This is a genomic window from Xanthobacter lutulentifluminis (assembly GCF_043194675.2).
Classification (GTDB): domain Bacteria; phylum Pseudomonadota; class Alphaproteobacteria; order Rhizobiales; family Xanthobacteraceae; genus Xanthobacter.
The window spans coordinates 262653-274840 of the sequence record NZ_CM195525.1 but is presented as its reverse complement, the minus strand read 5'-3'; the positions used below and the strand labels follow the sequence as shown (position 1 = coordinate 274840).

The 12188-nt window shown below is 68.8% G+C and carries 11 protein-coding genes; 9 read left to right on the top strand and 2 right to left on the bottom strand.

The genetic code is table 11. The features are described 5' to 3' along the window. The first annotated feature begins 794 nt into the window (after positions 1–794). On the top strand, positions 795–1607 hold the full coding sequence (locus V5F49_RS01225; RefSeq protein ID WP_394116342.1) for an amino acid kinase family protein: 813 nt from the start codon (positions 795–797) through the stop codon (positions 1605–1607). A gap of 12 nt (positions 1608–1619) precedes the next feature. Further along, positions 1620–2447 carry an amino acid kinase family protein gene (locus tag V5F49_RS01220; RefSeq protein WP_394116343.1) on the top strand — a complete coding sequence of 276 codons (828 nt, stop codon included), beginning with the start codon at positions 1620–1622 and terminating at the stop codon, positions 2445–2447. Between the two features lie 93 nt (positions 2448–2540). Here the strand turns inward: V5F49_RS01220 and V5F49_RS01215 are convergent, their stop codons facing one another. Together V5F49_RS01215 and V5F49_RS01210 are read right to left on the bottom strand one after the other, a co-directional pair. Beyond that, entirely contained in the window at positions 2541–3446 is a 906-nt protein-coding gene (locus V5F49_RS01215) for an amidohydrolase family protein (RefSeq protein ID WP_394116344.1), read from the bottom strand. Positions 3447–3456: 10 nt separating this feature from the next. Beyond that, positions 3457–5154 carry an IlvD/Edd family dehydratase gene (locus V5F49_RS01210; protein WP_394116345.1) on the bottom strand — a complete coding sequence of 566 codons (1698 nt, stop codon included), beginning with the start codon at positions 5152–5154 and terminating at the stop codon, positions 3457–3459. A 204-nt stretch (positions 5155–5358) separates the two neighbouring features. Here V5F49_RS01210 and V5F49_RS01205 point away from each other — a divergent pair, with 204 nt between their 5' ends. The 7 genes from V5F49_RS01205 to V5F49_RS01175 are packed head-to-tail and all read left to right on the top strand — an operon-like array spanning position 5359 to position 12179. Further along, positions 5359–6642: an ABC transporter substrate-binding protein gene (locus tag V5F49_RS01205; RefSeq protein ID WP_394116346.1), complete on the top strand. Its 1284-nt coding sequence runs from the start codon at positions 5359–5361 to the stop codon at positions 6640–6642. 3 nt (positions 6643–6645) lie between these two features. After that, positions 6646–7605, top strand: a complete 960-nt coding sequence (locus V5F49_RS01200) for a carbohydrate ABC transporter permease (protein ID WP_394116347.1) — start codon at positions 6646–6648, stop codon at positions 7603–7605. Between the two features lies 1 nt (position 7606). After that, positions 7607–8467, top strand: a complete 861-nt coding sequence (locus V5F49_RS01195; RefSeq protein WP_394116348.1) for a carbohydrate ABC transporter permease — start codon at positions 7607–7609, stop codon at positions 8465–8467. A gap of 7 nt (positions 8468–8474) precedes the next feature. Then, positions 8475–9635 (top strand): ABC transporter ATP-binding protein, encoded by a 1161-nt coding sequence (locus tag V5F49_RS01190; RefSeq protein ID WP_394116349.1) that lies wholly within the window; start codon positions 8475–8477, stop codon positions 9633–9635. Continuing rightward, positions 9635–10669: a Gfo/Idh/MocA family protein gene (locus V5F49_RS01185; RefSeq protein ID WP_394116350.1), complete on the top strand. Its 1035-nt coding sequence runs from the start codon at positions 9635–9637 to the stop codon at positions 10667–10669. Before V5F49_RS01190 ends, V5F49_RS01185 begins: the two co-directional genes overlap by 1 nt. After that, positions 10666–11361, top strand: coding sequence for a GntR family transcriptional regulator (locus tag V5F49_RS01180; RefSeq protein WP_394116351.1), 696 nt, complete (start codon positions 10666–10668; stop codon positions 11359–11361). The genes V5F49_RS01185 and V5F49_RS01180 overlap by 4 nt, the downstream gene beginning before the upstream one ends. 32 nt (positions 11362–11393) lie before the next feature. Then, positions 11394–12179 carry an SDR family oxidoreductase gene (locus V5F49_RS01175; RefSeq protein ID WP_394116352.1) on the top strand — a complete coding sequence of 262 codons (786 nt, stop codon included), beginning with the start codon at positions 11394–11396 and terminating at the stop codon, positions 12177–12179. The last annotated feature ends 9 nt before the right edge of the window (positions 12180–12188 follow it).

Genomic DNA, 12188 nt, shown 5'->3' with positions numbered 1-12188 from the left:
TGCCGGCATTGTTCTGCCTGCCTGATCGGTGACGCGGATCGACAGCGCAGGGTCGGAATGTCGCGCCGGGTTGGATCTGCGCCGCCGGCCGTTCCCGGGAACTGTTTTTCCAAGCTCTGCCACCGGCATCGCGTTTGCGCTGGGGCAGAGTTGCAAACGGACCGGTGAGGGGTGCGGACGCTGCTTCGGCCCGGGCTTGGTATCTGCGTGAGCCTAAGGCCGGGATGTGGCGTCCCACGCCTGCATCCGTGAAAGCAAATTGGCCGCTTGTCTGGACGGTTTCGCGACCCCCGGTTTCCTTCGGCACGGAAAGCCCTGCTCGTCCCGTGTGTCCGTCTCCGGGCACGGCCCATGGACGATGGGGCGCTGGCGCGGGAAACGCGTGGTCTCGGCAATTCCGATACGTCGGGCCACGCGTTGGTGCGCGCGGCGGTCCGGCCGGATTTTCCGGCCTTTTCCATGGCTTTGCATTGCGGCGTACGCAGGTCTGGCTTGCAGAAGCCTGCGCCTGCGAATCTGCGTGTTTTCTGTCGTTTCCTCCGCCGGTTTCGCCGCGACGCCGAAAGGTGCAGCACGGCTGCCTGAAATTGGAGCGGTTCCGGACAACAAACAGGGTTTTCGCGCCTTGTTCCTGGGCCCCGGCGCGTTCAGATAGGCGCCAGGACGCAGCTTGGCCTCGGCGGAGCGCGCGGCAGCCTCGGCTGCCGTTGCCGGCCGGGACCGGGCTGCCCCCAGCGCGTGCTGCTCCGGCGCCATGTGCCGGGGTGACGAACAGCAACAGGAAAGGTATCCCCATGGCGACCACGACGGCGGAGCTCGACGCGCTCCTCTCCCAGCGCTCGCTCACGGATCCGCAGCTGCTTGCCGCCGCCGAAGCGGCAGCCGACTACCGGATTCTCCCCGAAGCCAGCGTCATCAAGATCGGCGGCCAGAGCGTCATCGATCGCGGCCGCGCGGCGGTCTATCCGCTGCTGGAGGAAATCGTCGCCGCCCGCAAGGCGCACAAGCTGCTCATTGGCACCGGCGCCGGCACCCGCGCCCGTCACCTCTACTCGATCGCCGCGGAGCTGAACCTGCCCGCCGGCGTCCTGGCGCAGCTCGGCGCCTCGGTGGCGAACCAGAATGCGGAAATGCTGGGCCAGCTGCTGGCCAAGCACGGCATTTCCAGCGTCAGCGGCGCCGCCCTCTCGGCGGTTCCGCTCTACCTCGCCGAGGTCAATGCGGTGGTGTTCAGCGGCATGCCGCCCTACGCGCTCTGGACGCCCCCGGCGGCGGAGGGCGTCATCCCGCCCTATCGCACGGATGCGGGCTGCTTCCTGCTGGCCGAGCAGTTCGGCTGCAAGCAGATGATCTTTGTGAAGGATGAGGACGGCCTCTACACCGGCAATCCGAAGACCGACAAGGCGGCGACCTTCATTCCGAAGATCTCCGTGGACGAGATGAAGACGCGGGGTCTCGCCGACTCCATCCTCGAGTTCCCCATGCTCGACCTGCTGAAGAAGGCGCGCCACGTGCGCGAGGTGCAGGTGGTGAACGGGCTCAAGCCCGGAAATCTCACCCGCGCCCTCGCCGGCGAGCACGTCGGCACCATCATCACCGCGAGCTGAGGAGACCGCATCATGACCGAGAGCACCATCAAGCACGTCTCCTCGCCCCTCGCGAGCCAGACCCTCCTCGACGGCGCCCTGACCCGCCCCGTGGCCGGCGTCCGCCCCATCCGTCTCCTGCCCTGGCTGCAGGTGGTGAAGATCGGCGGCCGCTCGATCATGGATCGCGGCCCGCAGGCGATCCTGCCCATCGTGGATGAACTGCGCCGCGTGCTGCCCGAGCACCGCCTGCTGATCCTCACGGGCGCCGGCATCCGTGCCCGCCACCTCTACGGCGTCGGCCTGGATCTCGGCCTGCCGGTGGGCTCGCTGGCGCCGCTTGCGGCGAGCGAGGCCGGGCAGAACGGGCATATCCTCGCCTCGCTGCTGGCGCCGGAGGGGGTCTCCTACATCGAGCACCCGACCATCGCGAGCCAGCTGGCGATCCATCTCTCCGCCGCCCGCGCCGTGGTGGGCAGCGCCTTTCCGCCCTATCACCATCACGAGTTCCCCGGCTCGCGCATTCCGCCGCACCGGGCGGATACGGGCGCCTTCCTGCTCGCCGACGCGCTTGGCGCCGCCGGCCTCACCATCGTCGAGGACGTGGACGGCGTGTTCAATGTCGATCCCAACGGCCCGGAGGGCGACAAGGCGCGTCTCATCAGCGAGACCGGCTATGCCGACCTCGCCAAGACCGAAGGCACGCTGCCGTTCGACCGCGCGCTGCTGGAAGTGATGGGCACCGCCCGCCACATCGAGCGAGTGCAGGTGGTGAACGGCCTCGTCCCCGGCCGCCTCACCGCGGCGCTGCGCGGCGAGCATGTCGGCACGCTGGTGCATACCGCAGCCCGCACCGCCTGATCGGCGCAGCACACAAGCAAAGGCCCTCTCCCCAGCCGGGGGAGGGCCTTTTGCTTTTGTGGCGGGGTCTCGCCGGTCTTGCTTGCGGAGCGCTCAGCCGCCGGATGGGAGGCCGGCACCGGGCGGCTCGAAGCCGTAGAGGCCTGCCGGATTGTCGATGAGGATCTGCCGGCGCACCGCCGCCGGCAGCTGCGGCAGGCCGAGCGCGCCGGCAAGTTCGATGTCGTCGGGAATATCGGACCACATTTCCGAGTGCGGCCAGTCGCTGGCCCACAGCAGCCGGTCGGGGCGATGGGTTGTCAGCGCCGACACGAACGGCATGAGTTCGGCATAGGGGCATCCCGCCGCGCTGATGCGATAGGGGGCGGACAGCTTCAGCCAGAAGGCGCCGCCTTCCATCAGCCGCAGCAGGTCGGCGAACGGGCCGGGCGCGACCGGCCAGCGCGGATCGAGCAGGCCGAAATGGTCGATCACCAGCGGCACCGGGCAGTGGCGCGCGAGGCTGGCGAGATCCGGTCCCCGCGCCAGCTCGATCTGCAGCTGGATATGCCATCCCAGCGGCGCGATCCGCCGGGCGAGGGTGCCGACATCCTCCAGCGCCAGGCCGCCGGGGTTGCGGCGGTTGACGCGGACGCCTCGCACGCCGGCCTCGTGCAGGGCGACCAGCTCCGTATCGGGCACGTCCGGCGGCACCACCACCACCGCCCGCAGCCGCTCCGGCATCCGGGCGAGGGCTTCGAGCAGGGCGGAATTGTCGGTGCCATAGACGCTCGGCTGCACCAGCACGGCGCGGTCGATGCCGAGCGTCTCCATCACCGGGAGGTAGTCGTCGAGGCCCACCGGCTGCGGCGTGTAGTTGCGGCCGGCCGCAAGCGGATAGCGCTCCGCCGGACCGAAGACGTGCATATGGGTGTCGCACGTTCCGGGCGGCAGCGGCCGCACGGTGGGCGGCGGCCCCACCGGGCGCGGCGGCAGGCAGAGCGGGGCGGCGGGCGTCACGCGGCCTGTCTCACTTGCGGATCATGAAATCGAAGTCGCACCCTTCGTCCGCCTGTAGAACGCTCTGCTGGAACAGGCGGGCGTAGCCGCGATCGGGCAGGGGCCGTTCCGGCGCATCGGCGAGCGCCTCCCGCCGGCGGGCAAGCTCCTCCTCTGCCACCATGAGATCGATGCGGCGCCCCGCGGCGTCGAGGCGGATGGTGTCGCCGCTCTCCACCAGGGCGAGCGGGCCGCCCACCGCCGATTCCGGCGTGATGTGCAGCACGATGGTGCCGAACGCCGTGCCGCTCATGCGGGCATCGGAGATGCGCACCATGTCCTTCACGCCCTGCCGGCCGAGCTTTTTCGGGATGGGAAGATAGCCGGCCTCCGGCATGCCCGGCGCACCCTTGGGGCCGGTGTTGCGCAGCACCAGCACGTCGTCGGCGGTGACGTCGAGATCCGGGTCGTCGATGCGCGCCGCCATGTCGGCCACCGAATCGAACACCACGGCGCGGCCGGTGTGCTGCAGCAGCCGCTCGGTCGCGGCGGCCTGCTTCAGGATGGCCCCACCGGGCGCGAGATTGCCGTGCAGCACCACCATGGAGCCACTGGCCTTGATGGGGTTGGAGCGCGGGCGGATGACGTCCTGGCCCGGCACCTCCTCCGCCGCGTCCACCACCGCGCGCAGGGTGCCGCCGGCGATGGTGGGCGCATCGAGGTCGATCAGGTCGCCCAGCTGCTGCAACAGCTTGGGCACGCCGCCGGCGTGGTGGAAATGCTCCATGTAATGGGCGCCGGACGGCTTGAGATCCACCAGCACCGGGACCTCGCGGCCGATGTCGTCCAGCGTCGCGAGGTCGAGGCGAACCCCGGCGCGGTTGGCGATGGCGGTGAGGTGGATGATGCCGTTGGTGGAGCCGCCGATGGCCTGCATCACCACCATGGCATTGCGGAACGCGGCCGGCGTGAGCAGCGCGCTCGGCACCGGACCGCCCTTCACCGCCAGCCGCGCCGCCACCTTGCCGCTCGCCTCGGCGAGGCGCACGCGCTCGGCGTGGGGGGCGGGGATGGTGGCGCTCATGGGCAGCGAGAGGCCGAGCGTCTCGGTGATGCAGGCCATGGTGGAGGCGGTGCCCATCACCATGCAGGTGCCCACCGATGGCGCGAGGCGGCCGTTGACGGTCTCGATCTCGGCCTCGTCGATCTCGCCGGCGCGATGAGCGCTCCACAGGCGCCGGCAATCGGTGCAGGCGCCCAGCACCTCGCCGCGATGATGGCCCACCACCATGGGGCCGACGGGAACCACCACGGTGGGCAGGTCCACGCTCGCCGCCGCCATGATCTGGGCGGGCAGCGTCTTGTCGCATCCGCCGATGACGACCACCGCATCCATGGGCTGGGCGCGGATCATCTCCTCCGTGTCCATGGCCATCAGGTTGCGCAGGAACATGGAGGTGGGATGGGCGAAGCTCTCGTGAATGGAGATGGTGGGGAACACCATGGGCATCGCCCCCGCCAGCATCACGCCGCGCTTCACCGCCTCGATGAGCTGCGGCGCGTTGCCGTGGCAGGGGTTGTAGTCGCTGTAGGTGTTGGTGATGCCGACGATGGGCCGGTCGAGGGCATCATCCGAATAGCCCATCGCCTTGATGAACGCCTTGCGCAGGAACAGCGCGAAGCCGTCATCGCCATAGCTCGTCAATCCTTTTCGCAGTCCCCGGGCCATCCTCGCCTTCCTCGTGCCGATCATCGCCGACCTGGATGCCGACAATTCTCCGGCGTCGGATCATTGTCAATAATATAAGCCAAGACATGGAGCTTATTGCGCAGAAAGTGCCTTTACGCCGATTCATTATTGACAATAATTAGGAGCCCACGCAGTCTCCCGCCAAAAGCCGGCCGTGACCGGATAACAGCGGGAGGGAAGCGGATGAGAAGCGTTCGAGGCATCGGGGCTGCGGCGGTCGTGGCGCTCGCCACCGGATGGGCGGGGCATGCCATCGCCCAGTCCACCGAGATCACCATGTGGAGCAACTGGCCCGACGAGCCCGCCAAGAAGGAGTGGGTGACGGCTCGGGTGAAGGAGTTCGAGGCCGCCAACAAGCAGTGCACGGTGAAGCTCAGCTTCATCCCCAAGGCCGACATCTACACCCAGGCGAAATCCGCCGTGCGCACCGGGCAGGCGCCCGACATCTTCTACATGGAGCCGGACCAGCCAGAGTTCCTCGCCGGCGGCTTCCTGGAACCCCTCGACGGCTATATCGACGTCACCGGCATCGAGGATTGGGCGCGGCCCGCCTGGACCTCCAAGGGCAAGGTCTACGGCGTGCCGGTGGAGGCCTACACGGTCGAGCTCTACTACAACCGGGATCTGGTGAAGAAGGTCGGGGTGGATGTGCCGCCCTCGTTCCAGCTCTCCCAGGCCCAGTTCGCCGACCTCGTGAAGAAGGGTGTCGCGGCCGGCATCACGCCGGTGTCGCAGGGCGTGGGCGACCGGCCCTTCCCCGGCGGGCAGCTGCTGTTCGAGTCGCTGCTGCGCAAGCTCGGTCCCGACGATTACATGAAGCTGCTCACCGGCGAGCTGTCGTTCAAGGACCCGCGCGTCAAGGACGTGATGACCTGGGTGAAGGGGCTGGTGGATACGGGCGCCTATCCCAAGAGCTTCTCGACGCTGAAGCTCGGCGAGTCCCACTTCTATTTCTACAACTCGCCCGGCGCGCTCACCTTCCCCGATCCCAGCTGGTTCACCGGCCGCGCCTTCGCCGCGCCGGAGAAGGGCGGCATGCCTGCCGATTTCCCGCTCGGCATCATGAAGTTCCCGGCCATGGACAGCGGCGCCTGCCCGAACTGCAAGACGCTCGCGGTGGCAGGCAGCTTCGTCATGTATTCCAAGGGCAAGAACAAGGATTGCGCCGGCGCGCTGCTGAAATCCATCGCCAATGCCGAGAACGGCACCAAATGGATCAGCGAGGTGGCTCTGCAGAGCGGCCTGAAGTCCGATCCGGCGAAGATCGTCAGCCCCCACAAGGCGTATTTCGACGAGCTGAACGCCCGCAACAAGGATGTGACCTACTTCTTCGGCACGCCGCTGCTCTATTACCGGGCGAAGTGCGCCGAGACCTACGTGCAGGTCATGAACAACGCCTTCCCCGCCGGCCTCATCAGTGTCGATGACGCGGCGGAGAAGATGGACGCCGCCTGCCTGAAGAAGTGAGCGATGCCCGACGCCATCTCCCTGCGAACCCCGGCGAAAAGCGGGGAGGCGAAAGCCTCCTCGCGTGCCGCCCTCGCCGATCCTCGCCGCGCCACGCGGCTGGTGCTGGCCATCTTCCTCGGGCCGGCGCTGCTGGTCTATTGCGGGCTGACGGCCTATCCCGCCTTCCGCACCATCTATGACAGCTTCTTCACCATCGAGGGGCTGGACGCCACCTTCGTCGGCCTCGCCAACTACCGCGACCTGATGGGGGACGAGACTTTCTGGGTGGCGGTGCGCAACACCTTCATCTGGTCGTTCGTGGCCCCCATCCTGGATGTGGCGACGGGGCTTCTGCTCGCCCTCGCGCTCTATGCCGGGGTGCCGTTCGCGCGCTTCCTGCGGGTGGCGTGGTTCACGCCGGTGCTGCTCTCCTACGTGGTCGTCGCGATCCTGTGGATGTGGATCTACAACTACGACTGGGGCGTGCTGAACGTGATGCTGCGCGCCGTCGGCCTCGGCGACCTCGCCTCCTCCTGGCTCGGCGACCCCAACCTCGCGCTCGGCGCGGTCATCGTGACCCATGCGTGGAAATGGGCCGGCTTCAACATGGTGGTGTGCCTTGCCGCCATCCATTCCCTGCCCAAGGAAGTCCTGGAGGCATCCGACCTCGACAATTGTGGCTGGGGCGCCAAGCTGCGCTACATCATCGTTCCGATGCTGCGGCCGACGCTGCTCAGCCTCTACATCCTCTCCTTCATCGGCAAGATGAAGGTGTTCGACCTGGTGTGGATCATGACCCAGGGCGGGCCGCTGTGGGCCACCGAGACGGTCTCCACCTACGTCTACAAGCGCGCCTTCAACTGGAACACCTTCGACCTCGGCTACCCGTCCGCCATCGCCACCGTGTGGTTCCTGGTGGTGTGCGCCGCGGTCGTCATCCTCAACCGCGTGCTCGGCGCGCGCGAGCGGCTGGAGTATTGAGATGTCCGCATCCCTCGCCGCCCGCGAAGGCGCCCGGCCGCTGCCGCGCCTGTTCTCGCGGGGCATCCTCGCGCTGGTGCTGGGCGTCTACACCATCTACCAGCTGGGCCCGTTCCTGTGGCTCGCCACCATGTCGGTGCGCACCACGGCGGAGATCAGCGCTGATCCCTACGCCTGGCCGAGCCCGCTGCACCTCGACCAGTTCCGGACCGCCTGGGTGGATTCCGACTTCGCCACCTATTTCTGGAACTCCACCCTCGTGGTGGTCGGCGCGGTGGCGGTCCTCACCTTCATCGGCGCGGCGGCGGCCCATGCGCTGGCGCGCTACCGCTTCCGCGGCAACCGTCTGATCTACGGCATCCTGTTCTCGTCCATCATCTTCCCGCCGCAGATCACCCTGATCTCGCTGTACCAGATCCTGGTGGACTACCACCTCTACAACAGCCTGTTCGGGCTGGCGCTGGTCTATATCTCGCTCCAGCTGCCGTTGACCGTGTATCTGCTGGAGGGCTTCTTCGCCCGCATCCCGCAGGACCTGTTCGACGCGGCGAAGATGGATGGCTATGGCGACCTTGAAATCTTCTGGCGCGTCGTGCTGCCGGTGGGCATGCCGGCCATCGCCACCACGCTGATCCTGAACTTCATCCAGCTGTGGAACGAGTTCCTGTTCGCCGTGGTGCTCATCACCGATCCGGACAAGCGCACGCTGCCCATCGGCATCCGCGCCTTCATGGGCGACCATTTCCAGGACATCGGCATGATCGCCACCGGCGTCATGATCTCCGTGATCCCGGTCATCGTCGTCTACGTCTTCTTCTCCGAAAAGCTGATCCGCGGCATGACCGCCGGCGCGATCAAGTGAGGCTGCCATGGCGGTGGTGAAACTCGACAAGATCGTGAAGCGCTACGGCCCCGCGGGCGGGCCGGTGGTGGTGGAGGATGTGGACCTCACCATCGCGGACGGGGAATTCATGGTGCTGCTCGGCCCCTCGGGCTGCGGCAAGTCCACCACCCTGCGCATGATCGCCGGGCTGGAGACCATCTCCGGCGGCACGCTCTCCATCGACGGGCGGGTGGTGAACAACGTGCCGGCCAAGGACCGGGACATCGCCATGGTGTTCCAGTCCTACGCGCTCTATCCGCACATGAGCGTCGCCGACAATCTGGCGTTCGGGCTGCGCCGCCGCGCCATTCCCGCCGGCGAGATCGAGCGGCGGGTGGGCGAGGTGGCGGCCATCCTCGGCCTCGCGCCGCTCCTGGCGCGCAAGCCCAGCGCGCTCTCCGGCGGCCAGCGCCAGCGTGTCGCCCTCGGGCGGGCCATGGTGCGCGAGCCGCAGGTGTTCCTGTTCGACGAGCCGCTCTCCAATCTCGATGCCGCGCTGCGCGTCAACACCCGCAGCGAGATCATCAAGCAGCACCACCGCCTCGGCTCGACCATGATCTACGTCACCCACGACCAGGTGGAGGCGATGACCATGGGCACCCGCATCTGCGTGATGAACGCGGGCAGGGTGGCGCAGATCGGAGCGCCGCTGGAGGTGTACTGGCAGCCGGCCAACACCTTCGTCGCCCGCTTCCTCGGCTCGCCTCCCATGAACCTGATGGAGGCGACCCTCTCGGGCGGCGAGCGCCGCGCCACCAGCGCCGCGCTCGATGCGCCGCTCGCGCGCTGGACCGACGGCGTGCTCGCCGCCCACGACGGGCGCACGGTGACGCTGGGGGTGCGCGCCGAGGACATGGTGATCGACCGCGCCGGGCTCGGCGGCGCGCCATTCGGCAGCGTGAAGGGCCGCACGGTGGCGGTGGAGCCGCTGGGCGCCGAGACCCTGCTGCTGCTGGAGCTGCCGGGGGGCGGGGAGATCACCGCCCGCCTGCCGCGCGATGTCTCGGCCGCGCTGGACGAGATGGTGGAACTGTTCTTCCGCGCCGACGCCGCCTATCTGTTCGACGCCCGGACCGGCGACGCCATCGCCCCGCGGGAGACCGGCTCCGCCGCCGTGCGCGCGGCCGTGCAGAGGCGGGCGCACTGATGGGCGCGCCTGTTCACCCCGCTCCCCTGCGTGTCGGCCTCATCGGCGCCGGCTGGGTCACCCAGCATCACCTGAAGGGATGGGCCGCGCTGGGCGATGCCGCCCGCGTCGTCGCCATCGCCGATCCGTCGGCGGAGCGCGCCGCGGAGCGGGCGGCGGCGTTCGGCATTCCCGCCGTGTTCGCCAGCGCCGGGGCGATGCTGGAGGCCGGCGGGCTCGACGCGGTGGACATCGCTGCCCCCCGCGCGGTCCATGCGGACCTCGCGCGCCTCGCCGCGCGGCACGGCCTGCCCATCCTGTGCCAGAAGCCGCTGGCGCCGACGCTGGCCGAGGCGGAGAAGCTGGTGGCCGACATCGGCGGGCAGGTGCGCCTCATGGTGCATGAGAACTGGCGGTTCCGTGACTATTACCGGCAGGCCGCCGAGTGGCTGCGGGCCGGGCGCATCGGCAGGGTGAAGGCCGCGCACCTCACCCTCGTCACCTCCGGCACGGTGCCCGACGCCCACGGCCGCCTCGCGGCGCTGGAGCGGCAGCCCTTCATGCGGGACGAGGCGCGCATGCTGGTGGCGGAGGTGCTGATCCATCACCTCGACACGCTCCGCATGCTGCTCGGCCCGCTGAAGGTGGAGGCCGCCGCGCTCAGCCGCACCTGCCGCGAGATGCGCGGGGAGGATGGCGCCGTCATCCAGCTGTCCACTGCGGAGGGGGCGGGCGTGTCGGTGTTCGCCAGCTTCGCGGCCCACGGCGCGCCGCCGCAGCAGGCGGACCGGCTGGCCATCATCGGGGATGCCGGAACGGTGTGGCTCGACGGGCCGGAGCTTCGCCTCGCCGGAGCATCGCCGGAGCAACTGGCCTATGATGCGGAGGCGACCTATCTCGGCTCCTACGCCGCGACCATCGCCCATTTCGTGGATTGCCTTGCCAGCGGCTCCCCCTTCGAGACCTCGCCGGAAGACAATCTGGAGACCTTGCGGCTGGTGGAGGACTGCTACAGGCTCTCCGGCTTCGAGACGGCGAACAGGAGCGCCGCATGACCGACACCTCCCTCACAGCCACCCGTGATGACGAGCAGGCGGACGTGCTCCGCCAGCTGGAGGACGACATCATCTTCGGCCGGCTCGCACCCGGCGCGCGGCTGGTGGAGGACACGCTGATGGCGCGCTATGGCGCCTCGCGGCATTACATCCGGCAGGCGCTGGTGCAGCTGGAGCGCACGGGCGTGGTGCGCCGGGAGAAGAATGTCGGCGCCACCGTCTGCTCCTATTCCGCCGAGGAGGTGCAGCAGATCTACGCCGTGCGCGAGATGCTGACCCGCCAGGCCGCGCTGATGATCCCGCTGCCCGCGCCGCCGGATTTGATCGCGCGGCTGAAGGCGATCCAGGCCGAATATTGCCGCCACGCCGATGCCGGCAACCTGCGCGGCATCCACGAGACCAACGACCAGTTCCACCTGGCGCTGTTCTCGGGCTGCGGCAATCCCTATCTCGTGCGCACGCTGCAGGACTACATGGGCTACACATTGCCCATGCGTGCGAAGAATCTGGCAGACCACGACGGCCTCCAGCTCTCCCGCCGGCAGCACGACATCATGATCGAGCTGCTGCAGGGAACCGACCACTGGGCGCTGGCACAGCTCTGCGTCGATCACATGCAGTACAGCAAGGCGGACTATCTGGCGCGCACCGCCAACGGCACCCCCGCGGGACGCCTCACCCTGGCGGACTGATCCCGCCGCGCGCTCACCAAGAAGGAAAAGCCATGGATCTGGGACTGAACGGCAAGGTCGCGCTCGTGCTTGGCGCCGGCGGCGGCCTCGGCAGCGCGATCGCCGAGACACTGGCGCGCGAGGGCGCGAAGCTCGCGCTCGGCGACATCGACGCGGCGGCGGCGGAACGTACCGCGGCCAATATCACCGCCGCGGGAGGGACGGCGCTCGCCCTGCCGTGGGATCTTGCCGACCTCTCCATCATCGAGGCGCGGTTCGCCGCCATCGAGCAGGCGCTCGGCGGCGTGGACGTGCTGGTGAACAACACCGGCGGCCCGCCGCCCACGCCGGCCGGCGGCCAGCCTCCCGAGCTGTGGGCGAAGAGCTTCCAGCAGATGGTGCTCTCCGTGATCGCCGTGACCGACCGGGCGCTGCCCGGGATGCGCGCACGCAAGTGGGGGCGGATCGTCACGTCCACCTCGTCCGGCGTGGTGGCGCCCATCCCCAACCTCGGCATCTCCAACGCGCTGCGCCTGTCGCTGGTGGGCTGGTCGAAGACGCTCTCCCGCGAGGTGGCGCGCGACGGCATCACCGCGAACATCGTGCTGCCCGGCCGCGTCGCTACCGACCGCATCAAGTTCCTCGACGAGCAGAAGGCCAAGCGCGAGGGCCGCTCGGTGGAGGAGGTGTCCGCCGAAAGCACCGCCTCGATCCCGGTGGGCCGCTATGGCGAGCCGCAGGAATACGCCAACGTGGTGGCTTTCCTCGCCAGCGCCCCCGCCTCCTACCTCACGGGCTCCGTCATCCGCGTGGACGGCGGCCTGATCGCCAGCATCTGAGGACACATC